The organism is Cycloclasticus zancles 78-ME, assembly GCF_000442595.1.
In the GTDB taxonomy this organism is placed as follows: Bacteria; Pseudomonadota; Gammaproteobacteria; order Methylococcales; family Cycloclasticaceae; genus Cycloclasticus; species Cycloclasticus pugetii.
The window spans coordinates 807,907-832,718 of the sequence record NC_021917.1; the positions used below are offsets into that span (position 1 = coordinate 807,907).

A 24,812-nucleotide genomic window follows, 5' to 3' on the forward strand; every position below is an offset into this window, starting at 1 on the left:
TGAGTTAAGTTAAATTCCAAGAGTATCTAAGTATACTTTGCTTAGGTAGGCGACGAAAAATAGCATAAAAACCCCACCTTTAAAACGGTTGATCTTAGGTTGCCCATTAAAGCTATATGAAAAAATGAATAGGCATAAAGTAAAGCCAAGCATAATGGGGAGGTCGCGTGAAACGAGCTGTGGATCTACATTGCCAGGGTGAAGAAGCCCAGGTAAACATAAGACAGCTAATAAGTTGAAGGCATTCGACCCAATAATGTTTCCTACAGCAAGATCAGGCTCTTTTTTAATAACGCTCATAATAGAAGCTGCTAATTCTGGCAAGCTAGTTCCTATGGCGATAATGGTTAATCCAATGACTAAATCACTAACACCAAAGAGGATGGCAATATTGACGGCTGCCCAAACTAGTAGTTTTGAACTAATAATGAGGATAGTAAGACCGATGATGACATAAAAAGAGGCAGTCTTTGTACTTAGGTCGCTTGGGATTTCGTCATCAAACTCGGCTGCTAAGATGTCTTTTTTTTGCTGCTTGTTCTGTTGAGCGCTGCGTAATAACCAGTAAAGGAAAGCAATGAGCCCAGCAATTAAAATAAGTCCGTCAAATCTTGATAGGTGGCCATCAACGAGTAAAAGGTAACTGATTATAGAGATGACCAATAAAATAGGTAGTTCGCGTTTAAGTAAAGATGACTTTATCAAAATGGGGCTGATTAACGCGGTAACACCGAGTACTAGACCAATATTAGCGATATTTGAGCCAACGGCATTGCCTGTTGCAAGACCAGTGTTGCCTTGAACAGAGGCTATTCCAGCAACCAACATTTCAGGGGCCGAAGTGCCCAAGCCAATGATGGTGAGACCAATAATTAACGGCGATATTCCAATATTTCGCGCAATAGCGGAAGTGCCCTTAACAAAATAATCAGCAGAAAAAATTAAAAAGAAAAAGCCTGCAAGCAGCGCAACAGAAAATACAAGCATAAGATTAAGGTAAGGAGAATAGGTTAAGTTAACGCGAAATTTATTGTCGCATAAAAAGTGGATAGTTTAAGCGAAAAAAACAATTGGGTTTTAAAAGATTGCGCCATAAATAGTGAAAGTTCGGATTGACGTGCATTGATAAGGTAGGGACAATGCCTGATTTATTTTATCTTCAATAACGCTGATAATAGTGTTGAAAGAAACTAGGGAAACGTCATTGACGGAAACGACTTCATTAATAAAAGTTAGAGATGTCCATTTTTCTCGCGGATCAAAGCTTATCTTTGATGGCGTGGATATGGATATTCAGCGTGGAAAAGTCACGGCCATTATGGGGCCTAGTGGGACAGGAAAGACTACCTTGTTGAAGTTAATCGGTGGTCAGTTGAAACCTTCATCTGGTTCTATTGAAGTAGATGGGCAGAATGTTCATCAGCTAAAACATAAGCACCTTTATCAACTGCGTAAAAAAATGGGAATGCTCTTTCAAAGTGGTGCATTGCTAACGGATATTTCGGTGTTTGACAATGTGGCGTTTCCGCTACGTGAACACACTCAGCTTCCCGAGTCGTTAATTCGCCATTTAGTATTAATGAAGTTAAATGCGGTTGGTTTGCGCGGCGCAAGGGATATGATGCCGGCCGAGTTGTCCGGTGGTATGGCACGACGTGTTGCATTGGCTCGAGCTATTGCACTAGACCCAATGATGATTATGTACGATGAGCCATTTACTGGGCAAGACCCCATTTCGATGGGTGTGTTGGTGCAGTTAATTCGCTTGTTGAATAATGCATTAGGCCTATCGAGTATTGTGGTGTCACATGATGTGAAAGAAACCTGTGCCATTGCAGACTATGTTTATCTGGTATCAAAGGGCAAAGTGGTTGAGCACGGCTCGCCGGAGCAATTAGCACAATCAGACTCTGAATGGACGCAACAATTTATGCAGGGAATGGCTGATGGGCCTGTTCCTTTTCATTATGCAGCCAAAGAGTATGCAAAAGATTTAATGGGAATAGAGACGTGAGAATAAAGGTGACTTTAGCATGCTAGATTATTTGCAACGCTTAGGGGCTGCATCATTGAGTATGCTTGAGCGTTTGGGTCGAGGATCTGTTTTTTTTGTTAACATTTTGCTGAGCATCCCAAGTGTTTTGATGCGGCCGCGATTGTTAATTGCACAGATGTATTCGGTTGGTGTGCTGAGTTTTTCTTTGATTATTATTTCAGGGGTTTTTGTCGGTATGGTGCTGGCATTACAAGGGTTTTATACGCTGTCAGACTTTGGCGCAGAAGGCATGCTGGGCGTCATGGTTGCCGCGTCACTGGTTAGAGAGTTAGGCCCAGTGGTAACGGCATTGTTATTTGCTGGTCGTGCGGGGTCAGCACTAACCGCAGAAATTGGTTTAATGAAAGCCACTGAGCAATTGTCTGGAATGGAGATGATGGCTGTTGACCCGGTCAAAAGGGTTATGGCGCCACGTTTCTTGGCAGGTTTGCTTTCAATGCCTATTTTAGCGACATTGTTTAGTGCGGTTGGTGTTTTAGGTGGATACTTTATCGGCGTTGGCTTGCTTGGCATTGACGAAGGTGGTTTTTGGTCTCAAATGCAGGCTAAGATTGATTTCAACGAAGACATTATTAATGGCTTAATTAAAAGTGTAGTGTTTGGTTGGGTAGTCACATGGATTGCTATTTTTGAAGGTTATGATGCGGTGCCTACTTCTGAAGGAGTGGGGAGAGCAACAACGAGAACGGTTGTTCACTCTGCATTTGCTATTTTATTGTTAGATTTTATTTTAACTGCATTGATGTTTGGAGATATCTAGGTATGCACATATCAAGATCGATTGAGATTTTAGTAGGTTTTTTTGTAGCCATTGGCTTTGTTGCGATGTTTTTCTTGTCTATGGAAGTGAGCAATTTAAGCAATGCAAATAGTGACGAAGGTTACGATGTTATTGCTAACTTTGAAAATATTGGTAGCCTAAAAGTGCGTGCGCCAGTATCAATGGCTGGCGTCAACATAGGCCGAGTAAAGGCGATTGATTTTGACCCAGACTCATTTGAGGCTGTTGTCACGATGAAGATCGATGCAAAGTACAATCAATTACCTTCTGACAGTAATGCGAGTATTTTAACAGCAGGCTTGTTGGGTGAGCAGTTTGTTGGGCTTGAGCCTGGTGGTGAAGAAGAAGTACTTGTTCACGGCAGTCAACTTGAGATGACGCAATCAGCGTTAGTGCTTGAACAGATTATTGGTCAATTTTTGTTTAGCAGTAGCTCCGAAGAATAATAAGTTTTCAGCAGGCTGGATTTATCAATGAGTAATGCAATACTAGAGCAAAATGATGAAGGTGTAATATGTGTTTCAGGTACCTTAGGGTTTGATCATGTTGCGGCGTTGTTATTAGCGTCTGAGCCGTTTTTTGCCGGTCAGGCTGACCTAGCGTTTAACTTAAACTCAGTTGAAAAAACAGACAGCGCAGGCTTGGCTTTATTGGTTGAGTGGATGGCCATGGCGCAGAGGTCTGGTCAGGGTATTTGTTTTCAAGAAATACCTGAGCAAATGTTAGAAATCGCCCGAGTTAGTGGTCTTGATGGAATTCTGCCAATCGTTTAGTGGCGTTAGTAAATATAATAGGTAGGTAGAAAATGGATAAGTTGATTATTCAAGGCAGTGGGCCGCTCTCAGGAGAAATACGTATTTCAGGTGCAAAAAATGCGGCCTTGCCAATTTTGGCAGGTGCGTTGCTTGCCGAAAACCCAGTTATTATTGGGAATGTTCCTCATCTGCATGATATTACAACCACAATGAGTCTGCTAGGACAGATGGGTGTTACCTTATCGGTCGATGAAAAAGTAAGAATTGAAGTAGATTCATCTACGATCTCCACCTTTAAAGCACCTTATGAACTGGTAAAAACAATGCGGGCATCAATTATTGTTTTAGGCCCATTATTAGCACGTTTTGGTAAAGCAGAAGTTTCCTTGCCAGGTGGTTGCGCAATTGGTTCACGACCGGTGAATATTCACTTAAAGGGCTTGGAGGCAATGGGCGCTGATATTCGAGTTGAGAATGGGTATATTCATGCGTCATGCGATCGGCTTAAAGGTGCAAGGCTTGTGTTAGATATGGTGACAGTGACAGGGACTGAAAACTTGATGATGGCTGCGACGTTAGCAGAAGGAACAACCATTATAGAAAATGCTGCACGTGAACCTGAAGTGAGTGATTTAGCTAACTTTCTAAATAAATTAGGTGCAAAAATATCAGGTATTGGAACAGACACCTTGACCATCGAAGGTGTTGAATCGCTAGCAACTAAAAATTTAGTGTATGACATTCTTCCAGATAGGATTGAAGCGGGCACCTATTTGGTGGCGGCTGCAACAACCGGGGGGAAGATTAAAATCAAAGACGTTGACCCTGGTACCTTAGATATGGTGTTGTCAAAATTGCAAGAAGCCGGTGCAGAATTGACCATAGGCGACGATTGGATTGAGTTGGATATGAAGGGCCAACGTGCTAAAGCCGTGTCTTTTAAAACAGCGCCATACCCAGGTTTTCCAACTGATATGCAAGCACAATTTATGGTGCTTAATACGCTGGCTGAAGGGACATCGGTTATTACAGAAACGATTTTTGAAAATCGCTTTATGCATGTTCATGAGTTACAGCGTTTAGGTGCTGATATTAAATTAGAAGGTAATACAGCTATTTGTGTCGGTAAAGAAATGCTGGAAGGCGCAACAGTGATGGCAACAGATTTAAGAGCATCTGCAAGTCTGGTTATTGCTGGTTTAGTCTCTAAAGGCGAAACAATTATTGAGCGGATTTACCATATCGACCGTGGTTATGAATGTATTGAAGAAAAAACCGCTTTATTAGGCGGTCAAATACGCCGAGTACCTAGCTAGTTCAATGTTAACAATAGCAATTTCAAAAGGCCGGATTTTAAAAGATACGCTCCCGTTGTTGGCTGAGGCGGGCATCGAGCCATCTGAGGATTTATCTAAAACACGGAAACTGATTGTGCCAAGTGTTTGTGGTAAGGTTAATTTAGTCATCATAAGGGCCACTGATGTGCCAACCTTCGTAGAGTATGGCGCAGCAGATGTCGGCGTGACGGGTAAGGATACGCTGGTTGAACATGGTAGCGATAACCTTTATGAGCCGTTAGACTTAAATATTGCAAAATGTCGTTTAATGACGGCGATTGTAACGGGTAAAAAACTACCAACCGGTAAAATTCGAGTAGCGTCTAAATACGTGTCGTTAACGGAACAATATTTTGCTAAAAAAGGCCAACAAGTAGAAATTATTAAGTTATATGGCTCTATGGAGTTGGCACCTATTGTAGGCTTGGCCGATTGTATTGTGGATTTAGTCGATACTGGTAATACATTAAAAGCTAATGGTATGGAGCCACTAGACTTTATTATGGACATTAGCTCTAGGCTGGTCATTAATAAAGCCTCAATGAAAATGAAGTATCAACAAATTAAGACGCTGATTAAGACATTAGAAGTGGCTGTTGATAACAGGCGTTAATAAATGAATATACAAACGTTGAACGCATCGAGTACTGATTTTGATCAATCACTTGCTGATTTGTTGGCTTGGGATGATGTAGAAGATAGCTCGGTTAATCAAACCGTCAGTGAAATAATACAGGCTGTCCGCCAGCATGGTGATGCGGCGCTATTGTCATATACTCAAGAGTTTGATCAATGGGAAGCCAGCGCCGATAACCTTGTTGTTGAACAAGAGCAGCTCGCTAGTGCTTGGGATCAATTACCGGATGAGCACTCAAAGGCACTTAAAGTCGCCGCTGATAGGATTCGTCACTATGCCGAACAGCAAAAAGCACAATCATGGGATTTTGTCGATGAGATGGGTAATACGCTCGGTCAGAAAGTTACCCCACTTGAACGTGTTGGTGTATATGTGCCGGGCGGTAAAGCGGCATACCCATCTTCAGTGTTGATGAATATTATTCCTGCGAAAGTAGCGGGGGTATCACAGATTGTAATGGTTACCCCGACTCCTAAGGGCGAACTAAACGCATTAGTTCTTGCGGCTGCCTGGCTTGCGGGCGTAGATAAGGTGATTAAAGTGGGTGGGGCGCAAGCCGTGGCAGCGCTTGCTTATGGAACAGAAACCGTGCCGAGAGTTGATAAGATTGTTGGGCCGGGTAATATTTTTGTCGCGACAGCAAAAAAGATGGTTTTCGGCCAAGTAGGTATAGACATGATTGCTGGCCCGTCTGAAATTCTTATTGTTTGTGATGGAAAAACCAATCCAGATTGGATAGCGATGGATCTTTTTTCGCAAGCAGAACATGACGAAAAAGCGCAATCGATACTCGTTTCACTAGATGAAGGGTTCATTGAAGCGGTTAAGGCGAGCATAAAAAAATTACTTCCTACGCTTGAGCGTTCACAGGTCATAAAAGCCTCATTAGAAGGTAGGGGTGGGTTTATTTATGCAGAAACAAAAGAACAAGCGATAAGCATTGCTAATAAAATAGCGCCAGAGCATCTTGAGTTATCAGTAGATAATGCTGAGCAGTGGGCTGAAGAGATTAAACACGCGGGTGCAATATTTATAGGTAGATATACGCCGGAAGCACTGGGCGATTATTGCGCTGGACCTAACCATGTCTTACCGACATCTGGCACAGCGAGATTCTCATCACCACTGGGCGTTTATGATTTTCAAAAGCGCACTAGCATGATTAATTGCAGTAAAGCTGGGGCCTCAGCACTCTCTGATACAGCGTCTATTTTGGCGCGCGGTGAGGCTTTAACAGCCCATGCAAAATCTGCAGAATACCGTAAAATAAACGGCTAGTAGGATGTCAAAAAAAAACAAAATAGTTGAAGACTTAATTCGCCCAGAAATACAGAAAATGGCGGCTTATCATGTGCCAGAAGCAACAGGGCTGATTAAGTTGGATGCGATGGAAAACCCATTTCCGTGGCCTAAGGTAATGAAAGACGAGTGGTTACAACTACTTTCAAATGTTGAGCCTAATAGATATCCAGATCCATCAGCTAGGGAATTGATAACTGGGTTGCGTGATTGCTTTGATGTGCCAGCAGAATTAGGGGTAGTGCTTGGTAATGGCTCTGATGAGCTGATACAACTTATTTTAATGGCGATGAAGGATCGAAGTGCTGTCATAGCGCCAACACCAAGTTTTGTTATGTACCAGCACATTGCAAATTCTCTCGGTTTGCCTTTCACCGGTGTGCCGCTTAACGAAGACTTTAGCTTGAATATGTCGGCTATGAAGGCTGCAATTAAACAAGAAGACCCGGCTGTTATATTTTTATCATACCCAAATAACCCGACGGCAAACTTATTTGATGATGATGATTTAATTCAAATTTTAGAATTGGCTAATGGCATAGTCGTGATTGATGAGGCGTATCAGCCTTTCGCATGCAAAACGTTTATGAATCGAACGCCAGATTTTAAAAATTTATTAGTGATGCGGACAGTGTCTAAATTAGGTTTGGCAGGGTTGAGGCTTGGTTTTGTAGTGGGCCACCCATGTCTGACAGACGAGCTTGAAAAAATACGCCTGCCATACAATATTAATGTTTTTACACAATTAACGGCTACATTTGCATTTAAACACATTGATACTCTAAATCAGCAAGCCGCCGTTATTCGCGAACAACGCGAACGGTTACTGAGCGGCTTAACGTCATTTACTGGAGTGAAAGTTTTCCCGAGTGATGCCAACTTTATATTATTCTCATTGTTATCCGATTCTGCGGAGCGTGTTTTTGAGCAATTAAAGCAAGCCGGTGTGTTAATTAAAAAAATGGCTAGTAATCCCGGTTTGCCGGCGGAATGCCTTCGCGTCACAGTAGGCACACGTTCGGAAAATGATTTATTTATTGAAAAATTTGCTTCAATACTAAAGCAGTAAATCAAAAAAGAGTTGTATATGGGATACAATTTCTCTTCTAGGCTTTGTTAGCTGACCCTAAAAAAATAAAATATGCTAAAATCCTGCGAATAAGTGCCGTGCAAAATGTGCATGTGTAATTTACGATGATTTTATGGAGATTTAGATGAGCGAACAAGTAGTAGATAAGCGCAGGCGTCTTTTTTTAACCGCTGCAGCTACTGCGGTAACGGGAGTGGGTGCGGCTTATGTGGCGGTTCCATTTATAGCGTCAATGAACCCAAGTGACCGTGCAAAAGCGGCGGGTGCTCCAGTTGAGGCTGATATTGGTAAGTTAGAACCCGGGCAGCTGATTCGTGTTGAATGGCGTGGGAAACCGGTTTGGGTGTTGAAACGTAGTCAAGAAGCACTCGCTGAGATGGCTGAAATGACCGATATATTAAGGGATCCAGATTCAAATGAATCTGAGCAACCAGAGTCTTGTAAAAATGTATCGCGCTCTATTAAGCCAGAAGTTTTTATTGCAGTTGGTATTTGTACACATTTGGGTTGCTCTCCAACCTATAGACCCGAAGTGGCTCCAGAAGACTTAGGTCCTCAGTGGAAGGGTGGGTTTTTCTGCCCATGTCACGGTTCGTTGTTTGATTTGTCCGGTCGAGTTTACGCGGGCGTACCTGCACCATTAAATCTTGTGGTGCCGCCTCATGAATATATAACAGACACCAGAATATTAATTGGTTCATCAGGAGGGCAAGCATAATGAGTGGCATGTTAAAAAATGCGTTAGGGTGGGTGGATGAACGATTCCCACTAAGCAAAGTGTGGAATGAGCATCTTGCAGAATATTATGCACCTAAAAACTTCAACTGGATGTACTACTTTGGTTCGTTAGCGATATTGGTGCTAATTAATCAATTTATTACCGGTATTTTCTTAACAATTAACTACAAGCCAGATGCAAAGTTAGCGTTTGACTCTGTTGAGTACATCATGCGTGATGTCGAATGGGGTTGGTTGATTCGCTATATGCACTCAACAGGCGCATCTGCTTTTTTCATCGTTGTGTATTTACACATGTTCCGTGGTTTGATTTATGGCTCATTTAAAAAACCTCGTGAATTAGTCTGGGTATTCGGCATGATTATCTATGTCGCTCTTATGGCTGAAGCTTTTATGGGGTATTTATTACCATGGGGCCAAATGTCATATTGGGGAGCACAAGTGATTGTGTCTTTGTTTGGAGCGATTCCTTATGTTGGTGAAGATTTAGCACTATGGTTACGTGGTGACTATGTTATTTCTGATGCAACACTTAACCGCTTTTTTGCTTTTCATGTGATTGCGATTCCATTAGTACTGGTTATTTTGGTGTTTATGCACATTGTGGCATTGCATGCAGTGGGTTCTAACAACCCAGAAGGTATCGAGATTAAAAAGCACAAGGATGATAAAGGTGTACCGTTAGACGGAATACCATTCCACCCATACTATTCAGTCAAAGACTTAGTAGGTGTCGCGGTGTTCATGTTTGTCTTCGCATTAATTATTTTCTATATGCCGGAGATGGGAGGCTACTTCCTTGAGCACGCAAACTTTATACCAGCGGACCCATTGAAGACACCTGAGCATATTGCCCCGGTATGGTACTTCACACCGTTTTACGCAATCTTAAGAGCGGTGCCTGATAAGTTCCTAGGCGTTGTTGCAATGGGTGGTGCAATTTTTGTTTTATTCCTATTGCCTTGGTTAGATAGGGGTGTGAATAAATCAATACGTTATAGAGGCCCTATATTTAAAGCTGCGATAGTTGCATTTTGTGTTAGTTTCATTGGCTTAGGTTACTTTGGAATGCAGCCTGTAACAGAAATAGGCACCATAGCTTCTAGGCTCTTCTCGATTGTTTATTTTGCTTTTTTCTTATTAATGCCATTTTATTCAAACCTTGGCCAAGATAAATATGTTCCAGAGAGGGTAGAAGAGAAATGAAAAAACTAAGTTTGGCTTTATTAGTACTATTTTCATCACAATTGTTTGCTGCAGGTGGGGCAATTGAACTTGAGTCGGCAAGGATAGATTTAGATAACAAGGCGTCTTTACAACGGGGTGCTAAGTATTTTGTTAACTATTGTTTAAGTTGTCATTCAGCTAAGCAACTTAGATACTCAAGAATGGCGAAGGATTTAGAAATCCCGCCTGAATTAGTTGAGCTTAATCTAATGTTCACGGGTGAAAAAATATTTGATGGTATGACCATTTCAATGCGTCCAGAAGATGCAGTAAAGTGGTTTGGTGTTAACCCACCAGACTTATCATTGATTGCTAGGTCTCGTGGCTCTGACTGGTTATACACCTACCTAAAAAGCTTCTATGTAGATGCATCGCGCCCGTTTGGAGTGGACAATGCGTTGTTTCCAAAAGTAGGGATGCCACATGTATTGGCAGACTTACAAGGTATGCAGCAAGCAGTCTATAAAGATGTTGAGCTTGAAGATGGTTCTATTCGTAAAGTGATAGATCGATTAGAAATCGTTGAGCCTGGTCGAATGACTGAAAAAGAATTTGATAAGGCGATGAATGACCTTGTTAATTTTATGACCTACATGGGCGAGCCAGCAAAACTTGAACGTCAACGCCTTGGTTGGAAAGTCTTGATGTTTATCTTCTTGATGATTGTCGTGTTCTATTTCTTAAAGAAAGAATATTGGAAAGACGTTCACTAAAAATATAATAAGCGGTACTAGTTGAGGAGCTTTGTATTTAACACAAAGCTCTTTCACATTTAATAAAACGGACAAAATAATGATAAATGCACTGAATAGAAAATCCATCATGACGCTTTTTGCAGACCCTGTGTGTCACTATAGTCACCGTGCTCGTTTTATATTGTGCGAAAAAAGTGCATCAGCTGAAGTTGAATTTGTAGATAGCAAGGAGTTTCCAGAAGACTTACAAGAGTTGAACCCGTATGGAACCTTACCTATTTTAATTGACAGGGATTTAGCCTTATTTAATTCAAGAATTATTATGGAATATTTGGATGAACGCTTTCCGCATCCACCGTTATATCCTATTGACCCTGTATCCCGTGCACGTTCTCGTCTGTTAATACATAGAATTGATCAAGACTGGTATACCCTACTTGATGATATTGTTAACGCAGGTGAGAAAAAAGCGGCAAAAGCAAAGAAACTACTTAGAGAAAACTTAATCGCTTCTATTCCATTGTTTGAATCAAATAAATACTTTTTAAGTGATGAGTTTACATTGGTAGATGGTGTACTGGCTCCTTTACTTTGGCGTCTACCACTATATGGTATTGAATTACCTAAAGAAGCAAAGGCCATTAAGGACTATATTGCTCGAGTCACAAAACGTGACACCTTCCAAGAAAGCATGAGCAAAGAAGAGCTTGATATGATGGAAAGTCATATATTAATGGCCTCTTAATTATCAATGACGCCACTCAAGCCTTATTTAGTACGCTCTTTACATGAGTGGATACTTGAAAACGGAATGACTCCCTATCTTTTAGTTGATACAAGCTATGAGGGGGTCATTGTTCCGACTGCATATGTATCGGATGAGCGTATTATTTTAAATACTAACCCGAGCGCAGTACAAAATTGGTTTTTAGATAATGAGGCTATTTCTTTTTCTGCTCGGTTCTCTGGTCAGTCTGAAAACCTATATATCCCGATCAATGCTGTTTTAGCGACGTATGCAAAAGAAAATGGTAAAGGGATGATGTTTGATGAACGCTTTGAAGATGACGTGCCGCCAGATCCTGATAAATCGCCGGCAAAAAAAGAAACTAAAAAACCGGTGTTAAAAATAGTTAAATAATGTCTATGCCGACTACTTAAACGTAGTGGCATGAATTAGACATAAAAGCATCTCAGTTCTCGACCTCAGTGGTAAGTAGCAATTATTGCTAATCTATTCGTGGTAATAACGGTATCAGTCAAAATGCTTTGCCTGCTGGTGTTTATTTTACGGTTGCTCATCAGTTGAGATTACTGGTTATTCACTAAAGTCCATTTAATAGAATACCCTGTTATCTCAGAGCTAATCTAGCTTTCTTATCATCTGGTTCGGCTAAGTCTTATCGGTAAGCTATCTTGTAATTACTTGCTGTTAAACAGAGCTGTTCGATCAAAAAGCTAACGACAATCATCAAACCTACTTAAACTATTTTTTAGTCCATTAAAATGAAAGGCTTGCTTTAGCGCTTCTAGGTTGCTATCAGTATATTGTCACGTTATGGTTGGCTGCTAATCATATGTGTGATAAATAACTAACATCGTAGAGTAAATAACTTACCGCTTACTCATTAATAAATATAAGCCATTAAATGGCAATAAAAGAGAGCATAAATGAGCCATAAAATATCTTTAATAGAAGCGTTTAACACCACTTCAAGCACCTATGCTAATAGTGTTGCGGTTATTGATAATGATACGTCATGTACTTTTATAGAGTTAAAAACTGCTTCAGATAAATTTGCTCACGGGCTGCTAAAACGGGGTATTAAAAAAGGCGACACAGTCGCCTTGTATTGCATAAACAGTATTGAGTTTGCGATAGCTTATATGGGTATCGTTAAGGCTGGAGCTGTTGTGGTTCCTATTAATCTACTTCAAAAAGCGGCTGAAATCATTTATGTGATGACAAATGCACAGGTTAAAGGTGTTATTTACCATGAAGCTTTTCAGGCGAATATGGATGACATTGCTGCAGAGATATCAGCACAGTTATTTAATATTTGTATCCGCGCTAATCGTGAAGAATCTGCTGATTGGAAGCAACTTTGTGATAATGATGGCTCATTACCAAATATAAAAATTGACCCAGTTAATGATTTAGCGGCTATTTTATACACGTCCGGTACTACGGGGAAACCAAAAGGTGCGATGCTGACACATCACAATTTAGTGAGCAACACATCTAGTGTCTTTCAGGCAATGAAATGGCAAGCAGGTAAAGAGGTGATTGTTCTTGTGTTACCAATGTTTCATGCGTTTGCAGCGACTGTGGGCATGCTGACTCCTCTGACCCATGGCTGTGCTTTTGTTCCCGTTGCCAAGTTTGAACCTGATAATTTGCTTACCATCATCGAAAAAACTAACAGTACCGTTTTTCTTGGTGTGCCTAGTATGTACAACGTGTTGCTAAATACTCGTGACGATAAGTGTGCACGCTTTCGTTCAATTAAGTTATGTGTGTCTGGTGGCGCGTCGATGCCGGTAGACATATTAAATCGTTTTGAACAAAAATTTGGCGTGCCCATTTATGAAGGCGATGGGCCAACAGAGTGTTCACCGGTAACGTGTGTAAATCCAGTAGGCGGCATTCGAAAAATAGGCACGGTTGGTCTGCCTGTACCCAATGTTGAAATGAAAATTCTTAATGAACAGGGTGTGGAGTTGCCGGTAGGTGAAATTGGTGAAATTGCCGTTCGTGGCGATAATGTGATGAAGGGCTATTGGCAATTGCCAGAGGCGACCAAAGAGTCTTTTTATGAAGATTGGTTCTTAACCGGTGACTTAGGTAACGTTGACGAAGAGGGTTACTTTAGTATTCTCGATCGGAAAAAAGATATGGTTATTGTTAACGGTATGAATGTTTATCCGCGGATTATTGAAGAGGTGCTGTATCGCTATGACGGAATATTAGAAGCAGCGGTAATTGGGCAAACAGATGAACTACATGGTGAAATCCCCGTTGCTTATGTCGTGTTAAAAGAGAGCGTTGAGGCGAGCTCAGCCGATATACGTCGTTGGTGTCGTCAACACTTAGGCAGTTATGAAGTGCCAAGAAAAGTCGTTTTTATGGATACACTTCCTAAAAATGGTGCTGGTAAGATCGTGAAGCGGGTTTTAAATAAGCGCGGTGAAATAGAAAGGGGTGTTCAATAGGTCGACTGTTATGGTTGTTTTCAATAGGGCACTTAAGTGATGGGTATGTTTTCTATAGCTCTAAGCGTTAAGAATATTGAAATATATTGTCCTAAAGCGGCGGTGTCCAAGTCGTTATAATGACAAACGTAATGAATAATTTATAAGGTTCAAAGGGCTGTTGATGAGTAAACAAGAATTTAACCATGTCTTTCCATTATCTGTTCGCTGGGGTGACGCAGATGTTTATGGACATATTAATAATGTTGAATTTGTTCGTTATGTTGAATCCGGTCGAGTTGCTTACTGCGAAGAGGTGATGGGCTTAACCCTTAAAGCGGGTATAGAGTCGGGCTGGGTATTAGCGGATATGCAATGTAGGTATCTAAAACAAGTCCATTATCCAGCCTTACTTGAGGTTCATACGCGCATTAGTCAAATGGGTAATAAAAGCGCAACAATGTTAGCCGATATTTATCACAAAGGTCAGGATACACCCGTACTAACAAGCCGAGGAGTGATAGTTTGGTTTGATATGAAACGTCAACAAACAGCCCCAATTCCCAACGATATTAAAGCAAAAGTTACTTCTTTTGAACAATCGGTAGAAGGTGTAACGCTACCATGACAAAGAAAAAAACCTTATTATCGTGGAGTAGTGGTAAAGATAGCGCGTGGACACTTTATCAACTTCAGCAAGATCAGGATATTGAACTGCTTGGTTTAGTAACAACGGTCAATCAAACACACCAACGTGTTGCGATGCATGCAGTTCGTGTGGAACTGCTAAAGCAACAAGCGGCGGCGGCAGACCTCCCCTTATATATTATCCCCATTCCATCGCCATGTAGTAATAATGAATATAACCGAGCAATGAGTGCTTTTTTTGAATCCATCGAAAAGCTGGGTGCCACGCATATGGCCTTTGGCGACTTATTTTTAGAGGATATTCGCCAATACCGAATAGACAACTTAAAACCAACTGGGATAGAGCCTTTATTCCCACTCTGGTTGAAATCGACCGATCAACTAGCTCAACAGATGTTAGCAGCTGGCTTAAAAACGCACATTACTTGTATTGACCCTAAGCAGTTGCCAGCCAGTTTTGTAGGGCGTGATTTTAACCAACAGTTTTTAGATGACTTACCGATTGGTGTTGACCCATGCGGTGAAAATGGTGAGTTTCATAGTTTTGCGTATGCTGGCCCGATGTTTAAGTACTCCATTGGGGTGTTGCTGGGTGAAGTCGTGGAACGTGATGGCTTTGTATTTGCCGACTTAATGCCAACCGAGGAGGCAGTATGAATAATTTAACCTTTAGTAATAAATTTGTAAGCCAGTTACCTGCCGATAATGTTAGCGAGAATTACCCGCGGCAGGTTCAGGGAGCTTGTTTTTCATGGGTTAGTCCAAAACAGATGAAGGCGCCATCGCTGGTTTCTTACTCTCTAGAAGCGGCGGCATTATTAGACTTAGATGAAGACGATTGCCTATCAGAACAGTTTCTCAATACTTTTTCAGGGAATGAACAACTCGATGGCATGCAGCCATATGCTACTTGTTACGGCGGCCATCAGTTTGGAAATTGGGCAGGGCAACTGGGCGATGGGAGAGCAATTAATTTAGGAGAAATTGTTAATAAAAAGGGTGAACGCTGGGCTTTGCAGCTTAAAGGAGCCGGGCCAACACCGTACTCTAGAACGGCAGATGGGTTAGCTGTTTTACGCTCTTCGATTAGAGAATTTTTGTGCAGTGAAGCGATGTTTCATCTTGGCGTGCCAACCACGAGGGCACTTAGTCTAGCAAGTACTGGCGAGCATGTTATGCGTGATGTGATGTACAACGGTAACCCAGCGACTGAACCGGGTGCTGTCGTGTGTAGGCTCGCACCATCCTTTACGCGTTTCGGGCATTTTCAATATTATGCTCAGCAAAACACAGAGCTATTAAAACAGTTTGTTGATTACACGCTTGAAACCGATTTTCCGCACTTACTAGAAAAAGACTCAGTGCCGTCTAAGCAGATTTATCTGAAGTGGTTTGAAGAGGTCTGCAGATTAACTTGCGATATGGTCATAGAATGGGTGCGAGTTGGTTTTGTTCACGGGGTCATGAATACCGACAATATGTCGATACTCGGTTTAACCATTGATTATGGTCCCTATGGTTGGCTTGAATCGTATGACCCTAACTGGACACCTAATACCACCGATGCAACACATCATCGTTATGCCTTTGCTCAACAAGCAAAAATAGCGCACTGGAATTTATATCAATTAGCAAATGCGATTTATCCGTTGATTGAGGAGGCAGAACCGTTGGAAAAAGCGCTTAACGAGTATGCTGAGCGTTACGGTCAACAATGGTTATTAATGATGTCTAAAAAGCTCGGTTTCTCGCAGCTTGAAGAAGAGACTGATAGTGAGTTGGTTAAACAATTGCTGTCATTTTTTAGTTTGCATGAAACAGATATGACGATTTTCTTTAGGCGATTAGCAGATATTCAGACAACTTCTGATGACTTTAACGTCGCAACAGCGATAGAGCATTTAAAGCCAGCGTTTTATATTGATGAGCTTGAGCTGCAGGCGAAAGAGGCGATCACCGAGTGGTTAGTTCGCTATGTGAAACGGTGCGAACAAGAGCCGCAAAATGCGGTGCAAAGAAGGGCCTTAATGAACAGCGTTAACCCTAAATATGTATTACGTAATTATTTGGCTCAACTGGCGATCGATAAATCAGAGAAAGGCGATCACAGCATGGTGAATGAGCTCTTAGAGGTTTTAAGGCACCCATATGATGAACAACCTGATAAAGAACACCTCAATCAAAAAAGGCCAGATTGGGCGAAGCATAAAGTAGGTTGTTCTATGCTGTCGTGTAGCTCTTAATTAAGGTTGGTTTTTTTTAGAATAAAGCCAAGCGCTTAAGGTCAGCAAAGCATATATTCCTACGATAAAAGCTAATTGCTGCGGTTGATGCGTAAACTCATAATAAATGATCAGTGCGGTGGCTAAAACAAGCCCGACGATGGAGCTTATTGTTATTAACGGGGAAGCCTTTGTTAGCTGCCGAATTTTAAAGTTTGCATAAGCCATCAATACAGAGACAAGCAAAAACGTAATGCTACCAAACTCAAGAATAATGCGCAGACTTCCAGCTAATATTAATAAAAATGCCATTATCGACATACCGATAATGGACGCAGTGGGTATTTGGCCAGAGCGTTTGGCGAGAATGGCAGGAAAGTAACCATCTTGAGCAATGACGGCCATTTGCCTTGAAGCACCGAATAAGGTGCCACTAATTGCACTACTGGTGGCTAACAGTGCACCAATAATAACAAGGTCTGTACCCCAGTGGCCGAGTGTGTGATTTGCTCCAGCAGCGAGTGCATATTCTTGGTTCTCGATAATTTCTTCAAATGAGATAGCTAAAATGGCGCCAAGTGAAATCACAACATAAATCAAAATAGCTAAAAAAATAGCAGAATAAATTGATTTTGGAATATTGACCTCAGGCTGTTCCATTTCATTCACCGCATTGATGACTAGTTGAAACCCTTCGTAGGCGACAAAGGTCAGTGATGCCACAATAAGTATTGATAGAAGGCTAGTGTTTTGTTCGTTTTGCAGAAGCTCAGGCAGGGAGGTCTGGCTGTTGTTAATCAGCACAAAGGAGATCACGATTAGGATAATTAATTTGCTATAGACCATAATGTCTTCAATTTTACCCATACCTTTAACGCTCCATATATTGATTAGTGTAAAGCTTAAAATGATCAGTCCAGCAACGATTTTTCGCCCCCATTCATTGTTTGCAAAATCAACAGCACTAACGGCGTAAGAAGAAAAAGTATAGGCATATAAAGCAAGTGTACTGATATAACCAAAAATCACACACCAACCAATTAATGAGGCGGCAAACCGCGATTCGGGAAAGGTTCTTTTGTAAAACGAGTACGTAGCTCCTTCATCTTGGTAGTAAACGCCCAGCTTTATATATGAATAACAGGCTAATAAGGCAATTCCTCCGCCGATAAAGATAGCCACGGGTGTATACGCACCGACCATTGAAACAGAAATGCCCAAAATGGTAAAAATGCCTCCGCCAACCATCCCTCCCAATGCAATGGCAATTAATTCTGGCACGCCAAGAGTTTTTTCTCTTGCTCTATGGATGGTTTTTTTTTCAGCTAGTGTCATGATGGCTATTGATTAGTTAATAACGCTAGAGTTTTCGTCGGAAGGTTTTCTATTGTGTTTGGAGCTAATGATTGAAAGGTGTAATAACTATCAATCATTAGAGGGGAATGCGTCAATGAGCTGTGTCAAAAATGCTTTAATCTGTTAGCCTGTTTTTTTGTGATTAAAAAAAATTATTAACGTAGATGGCTATCGGATCAACCATTAATAAAGTGTCTTTGAGTATCGCTAATATGGATAGCCATTATTATGCAACTCACGAGTTAACAGTAGCCCAACACCCATCAGAAAATGATTTCAGGTTGATGGTTCGATTAATTGCTTTTATAGCCAATGCTAATGAAAACCTGACATTGACCAAAGGCTTATCAACCGATGATGAGCCGGAATTATGGCAAAAATCATTAACAGGTGAGATTGAATTATGGATTGAGCTTGGGCAGCCAGATGAAAAACGTATCCGTAAGGCTTGTGGACGAGCACAACAAGTGATTATTTATACCTATCACGAAGGTAAGGCGACTGTTTGGTGGCAACAACACGGCGAAAAGTTAGCACGGTTTAAAAATCTCAGTATCGTGCACATTACAGCCAGTGGGGTAGAAGCATTGGCGGGCCGAACGATGAATTTACAGTGTAATATCCAAGACGGTGAAATGTACTTAAGTGATAATGACTTAAATCAAATAGTTAACCTAAAAGGCTATTAAACAGAGTGGGTTCTTAAGAGTTTGCGCTAAGTTTTTGGCCGGTTTGATATAATAATCAACCAAGGCACTGGATTTACGTTCCAGCCAGCTCATTGAGGATACATATGAAAAATCAAGACTACGTTGTTTGTGCGCTCTATCACTTTGTTAGATTAGCTGACCACGCCGCATTAAAACAGCCTTTACTTAAGCTAATGCAACATCAGGGTATTAAGGGTACTTTACTGCTCGCCGCTGAAGGCATTAATGGCACCGTTGCAGGAAAACGCAATGGGATAGACCACCTATTAGGGTGGCTAAGAAATCAAGAAGCGTTTAAAAACCTTGTTCACAAAGAATCGTATGTCGATTCGCAACCGTTTAACCGCACTAAGGTGAAGCTTAAAAAAGAAATCGTCACGATGGGTGTCGAGGATATTGACCCTAACGATATAGTGGGTACGTACGTTAAACCAACACAGTGGAATGCACTGATTAACGACCCTGATGTGTTATTGGTGGATACCCGCAATGACTATGAGGTGGCGATTGGTACATTTAAAGGGGCGCTAAACCCTAAAACGCAAACATTTCGCGAATTTCCTGATTACGTAAAAGAAAATTTAGATGCAACGAAGCATAAAAAAGTAGCGATGTTTTGTACCGGCGGTATTCGTTGTGAAAAATCGACTGCTTATCTCAAACAACAGGGTTTTGATGAGGTGTATCACCTGGAAGGTGGGATACTAAAATACCTTGAGGAAGTGCCAGAGGAGCAAACGCAATGGGAAGGAGAATGTTTTGTCTTCGATAACCGCGTGTCGGTGGACCATCAATTAGAAAAAGGTAGTTTTGATCAGTGTTTTGGTTGCAGAATGCCCATTACCGAAGAAGATAAATTGCATCCGCACTATCAGCAGGGAATTAGTTGCCACCATTGTTTTGATAAAACGGATGAGGAGCAAAAAGCACGGTTTATTGAACGTCAACATCAAATTGAATTGGCAAAACAACGCGGCGAGGAACATATTGGTGGTGAAATGGCTGAATTGATTGAGCAGCATCGGCAAGATAAGCTTAAAAAGAAACGCGAAGCCAACAGCGAAACACAGGACACTTAAATGAAAACACCCTTCTTAAAACTGTGTTGATAAATAAAAATGAGGACCCGATAGGGTCTGCGCTGATAAATTTTTATCAAACGCAAGATGATACGCCTATCTTCGTTGATATGGATATTGCAGAGCAAGATACGCTAGCGCCCAGCTATTTTTTCCGTTCCTATGAGCAGTGCCCCGCGTTAGAGCAAGCAGCCCTTCAATTAGCCTATGGAAAAGTGTTAGATGTAGGCGCAGGTGCAGGCTCACATAGTTTGTATTTGCAGAATCAAGGACTCGATGTGACTGCCTTAGATATATCGCCTCATTCAGTGGCGTTGATGAAAAAGCGCGGTTTATCAACGGTTAAATTGTGTAACTTTTATGATTTACCTGAAGAGCCGTTTGATACCTTATTATTATTAATGAATGGAATCGGCTTAGTTGAAACATTAGAGGGCTTTGATGCCTTTTTTTCAAAAGCAAAAAGTTTGTTGGCACCGAATGGGCAAATATTGTTAGATAGCTCAGATCTTATCTACCTTTACGAGCAAGACGATGGTTCTTACCTGATTGATTTAAATGATAAATATCATGGTGAGGTCGAGTTTAACTTGTCTTATAAGGATATTACTGGGAAGCCATTTAATTGGTTATATGTTGCTGAGGAATTATTACAAGATGCAGCTGACAGAAATGGCTTTAGTTGCGAGATAGTTCAGCAAGGGCCACATTATGATTATTTAGCTAAGTTAACGTTTATTGATGGCTGAGTTGAACGATAAAACTGCCAAGATAATCATAATGGTTTGTTAGTTTCGCGGCTAATCGAGTGTAAATTGCTAAGAGTGTGATTATGGAAAAGCCTCATCAATGCCCGATTAGTGAGCTCTATCAATCACTTGATAGCCATGAAACAGGCTTGTCAGATGAAGAGGCTGAACGCCGCATTAAAGCCTTTGGTACGAATGAGTTACATGTGCGGCAGCAAACACCTGGCTATATAAAATTCCTCTTACAGTTTAAGAATTTCTTTGCCGTCTTGCTGATGGTTGGCGGCAGCTTGGCTTTCTTTGCTGATTACTTGGACCCAGAGCAAGGTAACTTTTATATTGGTTGTGCCCTGTATGGCGTGGTATTACTCAACGCTATTTTCACCTTTATACAGGCGTATCAAAGTGAAAAAATCATGCAAAGCTTTCAGAAAATGTTACCAACGATGGTTAATATTGAACGTGAAGGTGAGGTTAAGCAGATCGCTGCTAGCCAAGTGGTTCCTGGTGACATTATGTTGCTGTATGAGGGTGATAAAGTGTCGGCAGATGGGCGCTTAATTCGCGTTAATCAACTGCAAGTTGATATGAGTAGCCTAACGGGTGAAAGTACGCCAGAAACCTTACAGTTAGAGGCTGATAGTGAGAACCCATATCAAAGCCGCAATATGGTGTTTTCAGGTACTTTAGTGCAAAGTGGCAATGCTAAGGTGCTGGTTTGTGAAACAGGTATGGCGACTCAAATTGGTAAAATAGTTGAGTTAACCAAGCAAACCTCAAACGTTGAAACCCCCATTGGTAAAGAGCTAAATTACTTCATAAAAATAATCAGCAGTATTGCGATAGTGCTTGGTATTAGCTTTTTTGCCGTTAGCGTGGCGATTGGAAAAGGCGAGATCAGCAGCCTTATTTTTGCGATTGGTATTATCGTCGCGAATGTCCCAGAAGGCTTATTGCCAACGGTCACATTAGCACTCACCATGGCGAGTAAACGAATGGCGCGTAAAAATGCGCTGATTAAAAACTTAGAAAGTGTTGAAACGCTGGGTAGTACTACCGTTATTTGCACCGATAAAACCGGCACCCTAACGCAGAATAAAATCAGTGTTAACAGCTTGATTACTAACCAACGTGAATACGATGTGGGACTATCGTTGACTGCTGATGATGTGGAGTTACACATAGCCCGTCGAGTGATGACCCTTTGTAATAACGCACACCTAGACAGTGAGCTGAAATACAGTGGTGACTCAACAGAAGTGGCGCTGCTGGCTTACGCAGAAAAGCTAACCTCAATTAAAGGCATTGTTCAGACTAAACGCCTAGCCGAAAAACCGTTTACCTCTGAAGATAAATATATGGTGACCGTTAATGAATCACCAGAGGGCGATCATTTTCATGCCTATTTAAAAGGGGCGCCTGAAGTGGTGATGGCGATGTGTGATCAGATTCATTTAAATGGTCAAAAGGTGGCGTTTACCGATGCTTACCGAAAGCAGGTTGTTGCGCAATATATGTCGCTGGCTGAACGAGGTGAGCGAGGCTTAGCATTAGCTTATAGGAATCTTGATAATGATGGCATTCCGGATGCGCATTACATATTTGTTGCGGTTGTTGGCATGATTGACCCGCCTCGGGTAGAAGTTCCTGAGGCGATCTTAAAATGTCGGCAGGCTGGCATACGTGTGTTTATGCTAACCGGTGACTTTGGCCCTACAGCTAAAGCGATAGGTAAACAAATTGGCCTATTTAGTGAGAACGGCAAGGTGCTAAATGGTGATGAATTATCAGCATTAGATGAGGCTGGCTTATCGAGCTTGCTGGATGAAAATGAATTGATATTTGCGCGTATTACACCAGCGCAAAAGTTGAAAATAGTCCAAGCCTTGCAAAAGAAAGATCAAATCGTCACGGTCACCGGTGATGGGGTGAACGACGCGCCTGCGCTTAAAAATGCAGATATGGGCGTAGCAATGGGCTTGATGGGGACAGATGTCGCGAAAGAAGCGAGTAATATGGTGTTAATGGACGATAACTTTGCCACCATTGTGACGGCTATTGAAGAAGGCCGGACTATTTTTGATAATATCAAAAAGTTTATCGCTTATATTTTAACCAGTAATATCCCTCAAATTCTGCCTTTTATCGCCTATGTTTTGTTGGATATCCCGCTGCCACTCACCGTGGTGTTAATACTGGCGATTGATTTAGGCACCGATATTATTCCAGCGCTGGGCTTAGGTTCAGAAAAGCCTGAAACCGATGTGATGAATAAACCGCCACGTGCCAGACATGAGCGGCTCTTAACGCGAAATTTATTGTTTATGAGCTATGGCATTGTCGGCATGATTCAAGCGGCTGCCGGCTTTTTTAGTTATTTTTATATCCTGCTGGATGGCGGCTGGCAATGGGGCGAGGCGTTGGCCGTATCCGATCCGCTGTATCGACAAGCGATTACTGCTTTTTTTGCGTCCATCATTATCTGCCAAATTGCCGATGTATTAATTTGTCGTACACGACGACAAAGTATCTTAACGGTAGGTATTTTTGTCAATAAACTCGTGTTACTGGGTGTTGTGTCAGAGTTGATCTTATTGGCTTTAATTGCCTATGTACCTTTGATGAATACGTTCTTTGGTACCGCGCCGCTGGAATTATGGCAGTTAAGTTTGAGCATTCCGTTTGCCATCACGATTATTATTGCAGATGAAATACGGCGAGTATTTGTAAGGCGCGAGAATCGGTTTGTATTGAAATGGCTGACATGGTGATACTACTATGCCAAGAATAATGGGTACAAAATCAAACAGAGTGATGAGTTAACATGCTCTAGGGTTGTTTTTGATTGATGACGTTTGTTCTGAGGTCAGTTGATGATTTTGATGTATCAACACTGATTTTGTTCGGCTGCTGGTGATGTTATTAAATAATGTTGAGATTTGAAATCTAGCTCGCTGGGCTGCCAGTACATAATATAGCCACTTAATAAGCCATAAACTAACTAAGCCATAAAATTAATTAAGCTTGAATCCAGATTGTTGAGTTGTCGAGAAACAGTGCCTTCTTTCTTTTTGAGGGAAGGCACTGTTTTTCCTTTGGTGATGGTGTGTTTTAGTTAAATACTGGTTTTATTTTGCTTTTTTCAGTAACCAAAAATCAAAAAAACCGGAGACGAGGAATACCATAGGAAAGGTTACACCTAACATGGCTGTGGCAATCCATAATTCAAGTTCCCAGCCACCAGTTGGGCCAGAGATTAGCTCATGCCCTACGAATAAATATCCAGCATAACTGTAGACTCGGTACATAACTAAGCCTGCTATAACCGCACAAGCTAATAGCGCAAAACCACGGTAAGGCTGCTTTAGGTTAGGGAAGAGGCTAAATTGCATCATATTGTTAACCAAAAAGGCACCAAAAAGCATGCAGACCGGTACTTGAATCATATAGCTGACCTGTTCCATGCCGATAAAATCAGTAAAAAACCAGCGTACGATGAATGCAAAAAGTAAAACATAGATCGTTCCAATAAGGCCGCGAATAGGCTGCGGGCGGCCCATCGACAGCTTGTTAATAGGCCAAAAGTCAAATAAAGAATGAATAACGATCACCCCTGCTGTTGTGACGGCAAATGTCATAGCAACCCATGAGTCGAATAAGCCTTTCGGGTCAATTTCTGGGTGGTAAAGCGGGTGAACAATCTCGCCGTTGGGTGTAGGAATATGTGCTAATGCGGTGTAGTCAAAAAAGATAAACCAGACTATATAGGCTATGACATAGGTGGCCACTAAAGTAACAAGCCCAATGATGACAGGGTTTTTACTCAGTAAAGAAAAAGGCCAAGCATGCCATATCGGAATAAGCCACAAAACAGTCACAACCGTTAGTATCGTATACTGGATAAACATCGGGGTATCGCCATAATTTTGCCCAACCAAGGCAGACAATAACAAGGTGAAGAATGCACCTGCAGCAACAGTAATAAGGGTTAAGCAAATGCCTTTTAGTGGCTGTGGCATATCGCCGATTCGTTTGGGTAAGTTGTTATGCCAAAACAAATTTAAAATGACTTGTGTGGGTGTTGCGCACATAAATGCGATACCCACCCAACCGGTAAAAAAGTGTTGCTCAAAAGGTGCAATACAAAGAGCGGCTAGGGTTAATACAACAATGATACCCATGCTCCCTGATAGTAGGGTAGATGAAAGTGACTGGTTTGCTGCTTGAGTGCTCATGAGGCT

24 protein-coding genes are annotated in these 24,812 nt (G+C 41.5%); 21 read left to right on the forward strand and 3 right to left on the reverse strand.

Annotated features, from left to right (window positions below; translation table 11 throughout):
* Window positions 1–9: 9 nt before the first annotated feature.
* Window positions 10–987: a calcium/sodium antiporter gene (locus tag CYCME_RS04025; RefSeq protein WP_020162496.1), complete on the reverse strand. Its 978-nt coding sequence runs from the start codon at window positions 985–987 to the stop codon at window positions 10–12.
* A 298-nt stretch (window positions 988–1,285) separates the two neighbouring features.
* On the opposite strand from CYCME_RS04025, the gene CYCME_RS04030 reads away from it, so the two are divergent.
* From CYCME_RS04030 to CYCME_RS04110, 17 genes are all read left to right on the forward strand, one after another.
* Window positions 1,286–2,014, forward strand: a complete 729-nt coding sequence (locus tag CYCME_RS04030; RefSeq protein ID WP_015006443.1) for an ABC transporter ATP-binding protein — start codon at window positions 1,286–1,288, stop codon at window positions 2,012–2,014.
* A gap of 19 nt (window positions 2,015–2,033) precedes the next feature.
* Entirely contained in the window at window positions 2,034–2,816 is a 783-nt protein-coding gene (mlaE, locus tag CYCME_RS04035; protein ID WP_015006442.1) for a lipid asymmetry maintenance ABC transporter permease subunit MlaE, read from the forward strand.
* 2 nt (window positions 2,817–2,818) lie between these two features.
* Entirely contained in the window at window positions 2,819–3,283 is a 465-nt protein-coding gene (gene mlaD, locus CYCME_RS04040; protein WP_015006441.1) for an outer membrane lipid asymmetry maintenance protein MlaD, read from the forward strand.
* Between the two features lie 27 nt (window positions 3,284–3,310).
* Window positions 3,311–3,610, forward strand: a complete 300-nt coding sequence (locus CYCME_RS04045) for an STAS domain-containing protein (protein ID WP_020932201.1) — start codon at window positions 3,311–3,313, stop codon at window positions 3,608–3,610.
* A gap of 32 nt (window positions 3,611–3,642) precedes the next feature.
* Window positions 3,643–4,908 (forward strand): UDP-N-acetylglucosamine 1-carboxyvinyltransferase, encoded by a 1,266-nt coding sequence (gene murA / locus CYCME_RS04050; RefSeq protein WP_016389959.1) that lies wholly within the window; start codon window positions 3,643–3,645, stop codon window positions 4,906–4,908.
* Window positions 4,909–4,912: 4 nt separating this feature from the next.
* Window positions 4,913–5,542, forward strand: a complete 630-nt coding sequence (gene hisG / locus CYCME_RS04055; protein WP_016389960.1) for an ATP phosphoribosyltransferase — start codon at window positions 4,913–4,915, stop codon at window positions 5,540–5,542.
* Window positions 5,543–5,545: 3 nt separating this feature from the next.
* Complete coding sequence (gene hisD / locus CYCME_RS04060; RefSeq protein ID WP_020932202.1) at window positions 5,546–6,844, forward strand: histidinol dehydrogenase; 1,299 nt, start codon at window positions 5,546–5,548, stop codon at window positions 6,842–6,844.
* A gap of 4 nt (window positions 6,845–6,848) precedes the next feature.
* A complete protein-coding gene (gene hisC, locus CYCME_RS04065) occupies window positions 6,849–7,934 on the forward strand; it encodes a histidinol-phosphate transaminase (protein ID WP_020932203.1) in 1,086 nt (361 codons plus the stop codon).
* Window positions 7,935–8,079: 145 nt separating this feature from the next.
* A complete protein-coding gene (gene petA, locus CYCME_RS04070; protein WP_015006435.1) occupies window positions 8,080–8,673 on the forward strand; it encodes a ubiquinol-cytochrome c reductase iron-sulfur subunit in 594 nt (197 codons plus the stop codon).
* An 8-nt stretch (window positions 8,674–8,681) separates the two neighbouring features.
* Window positions 8,682–9,899: a cytochrome b gene (locus tag CYCME_RS04075; protein ID WP_016389963.1), complete on the forward strand. Its 1,218-nt coding sequence runs from the start codon at window positions 8,682–8,684 to the stop codon at window positions 9,897–9,899.
* Window positions 9,896–10,633, forward strand: a complete 738-nt coding sequence (locus CYCME_RS04080; RefSeq protein WP_016389964.1) for a cytochrome c1 — start codon at window positions 9,896–9,898, stop codon at window positions 10,631–10,633. Before CYCME_RS04075 ends, CYCME_RS04080 begins: the two co-directional genes overlap by 4 nt.
* A gap of 79 nt (window positions 10,634–10,712) precedes the next feature.
* Entirely contained in the window at window positions 10,713–11,360 is a 648-nt protein-coding gene (locus tag CYCME_RS04085) for a glutathione S-transferase N-terminal domain-containing protein (protein WP_015006432.1), read from the forward strand.
* 6 nt (window positions 11,361–11,366) lie between these two features.
* Complete coding sequence (locus CYCME_RS04090; RefSeq protein WP_020932204.1) at window positions 11,367–11,756, forward strand: ClpXP protease specificity-enhancing factor; 390 nt, start codon at window positions 11,367–11,369, stop codon at window positions 11,754–11,756.
* A 530-nt stretch (window positions 11,757–12,286) separates the two neighbouring features.
* Window positions 12,287–13,828 carry a long-chain-fatty-acid--CoA ligase gene (locus CYCME_RS04095; RefSeq protein WP_020932205.1) on the forward strand — a complete coding sequence of 514 codons (1,542 nt, stop codon included), beginning with the start codon at window positions 12,287–12,289 and terminating at the stop codon, window positions 13,826–13,828.
* Between the two features lie 163 nt (window positions 13,829–13,991).
* On the forward strand, window positions 13,992–14,435 hold the full coding sequence (locus CYCME_RS04100) for an acyl-CoA thioesterase (RefSeq protein WP_020932206.1): 444 nt from the start codon (window positions 13,992–13,994) through the stop codon (window positions 14,433–14,435).
* The gene (locus tag CYCME_RS04105) at window positions 14,432–15,112 is read left to right on the forward strand and encodes an ATPase of PP-loop superfamily (RefSeq protein ID WP_020932207.1); all 681 of its coding nucleotides are present in this window, start codon (window positions 14,432–14,434) and stop codon (window positions 15,110–15,112) included. Before CYCME_RS04100 ends, CYCME_RS04105 begins: the two co-directional genes overlap by 4 nt.
* Window positions 15,109–16,698, forward strand: a complete 1,590-nt coding sequence (locus tag CYCME_RS04110) for a protein adenylyltransferase SelO (RefSeq protein ID WP_020932208.1) — start codon at window positions 15,109–15,111, stop codon at window positions 16,696–16,698. Before CYCME_RS04105 ends, CYCME_RS04110 begins: the two co-directional genes overlap by 4 nt.
* Here CYCME_RS04110 and CYCME_RS04115 read toward each other — a convergent pair whose 3' ends face one another.
* On the reverse strand, window positions 16,699–18,012 hold the full coding sequence (locus tag CYCME_RS04115; RefSeq protein ID WP_020932209.1) for an APC family permease: 1,314 nt from the start codon (window positions 18,010–18,012) through the stop codon (window positions 16,699–16,701). It lies immediately after the preceding gene.
* A gap of 233 nt (window positions 18,013–18,245) precedes the next feature.
* Between CYCME_RS04115 and CYCME_RS04120 the strand changes: the two genes are divergently transcribed.
* The 4 genes from CYCME_RS04120 (at window position 18,246) to CYCME_RS04135 (ending at window position 23,342) form a co-directional block, all read left to right on the forward strand.
* Window positions 18,246–18,722, forward strand: a complete 477-nt coding sequence (locus CYCME_RS04120) for a YaeQ family protein (RefSeq protein WP_236886363.1) — start codon at window positions 18,246–18,248, stop codon at window positions 18,720–18,722.
* 104 nt (window positions 18,723–18,826) lie between these two features.
* Window positions 18,827–19,822: a rhodanese-related sulfurtransferase gene (locus CYCME_RS04125; protein ID WP_015006424.1), complete on the forward strand. Its 996-nt coding sequence runs from the start codon at window positions 18,827–18,829 to the stop codon at window positions 19,820–19,822.
* 23 nt (window positions 19,823–19,845) lie between these two features.
* Window positions 19,846–20,571 carry a class I SAM-dependent methyltransferase gene (locus CYCME_RS04130; RefSeq protein WP_015006423.1) on the forward strand — a complete coding sequence of 242 codons (726 nt, stop codon included), beginning with the start codon at window positions 19,846–19,848 and terminating at the stop codon, window positions 20,569–20,571.
* Window positions 20,572–20,654: 83 nt separating this feature from the next.
* Window positions 20,655–23,342, forward strand: coding sequence for a cation-translocating P-type ATPase (locus tag CYCME_RS04135; protein ID WP_020932210.1), 2,688 nt, complete (start codon window positions 20,655–20,657; stop codon window positions 23,340–23,342).
* A gap of 357 nt (window positions 23,343–23,699) precedes the next feature.
* On the opposite strand, the gene CYCME_RS04140 is transcribed toward CYCME_RS04135, so the two are convergent.
* Window positions 23,700–24,806 carry a hypothetical protein gene (locus CYCME_RS04140; protein ID WP_020932211.1) on the reverse strand — a complete coding sequence of 369 codons (1,107 nt, stop codon included), beginning with the start codon at window positions 24,804–24,806 and terminating at the stop codon, window positions 23,700–23,702.
* Between the last annotated feature and the right edge of the window lie 6 nt (window positions 24,807–24,812).

Excerpts from the sequence above, each read along its gene's own strand:
- CYCME_RS04025 (WP_020162496.1), bottom strand. The coding sequence starts at position 987 with ATGCTTGTATTTTCTGTTGCGCTGCTTGCAGGCTTTTTCTTTTTAATT.
- CYCME_RS04030 (WP_015006443.1), top strand. The coding sequence starts at position 1,286 with ATGGATATTCAGCGTGGAAAAGTCACGGCCATTATGGGGCCTAGTGGG.
- mlaE (WP_015006442.1), top strand. The coding sequence starts at position 2,034 with ATGCTAGATTATTTGCAACGCTTAGGGGCTGCATCATTGAGTATGCTT.
- mlaD (WP_015006441.1), top strand. The coding sequence starts at position 2,819 with ATGCACATATCAAGATCGATTGAGATTTTAGTAGGTTTTTTTGTAGCC.
- CYCME_RS04045 (WP_020932201.1), top strand. The coding sequence starts at position 3,311 with ATGAGTAATGCAATACTAGAGCAAAATGATGAAGGTGTAATATGTGTT.
- murA (WP_016389959.1), top strand. The coding sequence starts at position 3,643 with ATGGATAAGTTGATTATTCAAGGCAGTGGGCCGCTCTCAGGAGAAATA.
- hisG (WP_016389960.1), top strand. The coding sequence starts at position 4,913 with ATGTTAACAATAGCAATTTCAAAAGGCCGGATTTTAAAAGATACGCTC.
- hisD (WP_020932202.1), top strand. The coding sequence starts at position 5,546 with ATGAATATACAAACGTTGAACGCATCGAGTACTGATTTTGATCAATCA.
- hisC (WP_020932203.1), top strand. The coding sequence starts at position 6,849 with ATGTCAAAAAAAAACAAAATAGTTGAAGACTTAATTCGCCCAGAAATA.
- petA (WP_015006435.1), top strand. The coding sequence starts at position 8,080 with ATGAGCGAACAAGTAGTAGATAAGCGCAGGCGTCTTTTTTTAACCGCT.
- CYCME_RS04075 (WP_016389963.1), top strand. The coding sequence starts at position 8,682 with ATGTTAAAAAATGCGTTAGGGTGGGTGGATGAACGATTCCCACTAAGC.
- CYCME_RS04080 (WP_016389964.1), top strand. The coding sequence starts at position 9,896 with ATGAAAAAACTAAGTTTGGCTTTATTAGTACTATTTTCATCACAATTG.
- CYCME_RS04085 (WP_015006432.1), top strand. The coding sequence starts at position 10,713 with ATGATAAATGCACTGAATAGAAAATCCATCATGACGCTTTTTGCAGAC.
- CYCME_RS04090 (WP_020932204.1), top strand. The coding sequence starts at position 11,367 with ATGACGCCACTCAAGCCTTATTTAGTACGCTCTTTACATGAGTGGATA.
- CYCME_RS04095 (WP_020932205.1), top strand. The coding sequence starts at position 12,287 with ATGAGCCATAAAATATCTTTAATAGAAGCGTTTAACACCACTTCAAGC.
- CYCME_RS04100 (WP_020932206.1), top strand. The coding sequence starts at position 13,992 with ATGAGTAAACAAGAATTTAACCATGTCTTTCCATTATCTGTTCGCTGG.
- CYCME_RS04105 (WP_020932207.1), top strand. The coding sequence starts at position 14,432 with ATGACAAAGAAAAAAACCTTATTATCGTGGAGTAGTGGTAAAGATAGC.
- CYCME_RS04110 (WP_020932208.1), top strand. The coding sequence starts at position 15,109 with ATGAATAATTTAACCTTTAGTAATAAATTTGTAAGCCAGTTACCTGCC.
- CYCME_RS04115 (WP_020932209.1), bottom strand. The coding sequence starts at position 18,012 with ATGACACTAGCTGAAAAAAAAACCATCCATAGAGCAAGAGAAAAAACT.
- CYCME_RS04120 (WP_236886363.1), top strand. The coding sequence starts at position 18,246 with ATGGATAGCCATTATTATGCAACTCACGAGTTAACAGTAGCCCAACAC.
- CYCME_RS04125 (WP_015006424.1), top strand. The coding sequence starts at position 18,827 with ATGAAAAATCAAGACTACGTTGTTTGTGCGCTCTATCACTTTGTTAGA.
- CYCME_RS04135 (WP_020932210.1), top strand. The coding sequence starts at position 20,655 with ATGGAAAAGCCTCATCAATGCCCGATTAGTGAGCTCTATCAATCACTT.
- CYCME_RS04140 (WP_020932211.1), bottom strand. The coding sequence starts at position 24,806 with ATGAGCACTCAAGCAGCAAACCAGTCACTTTCATCTACCCTACTATCA.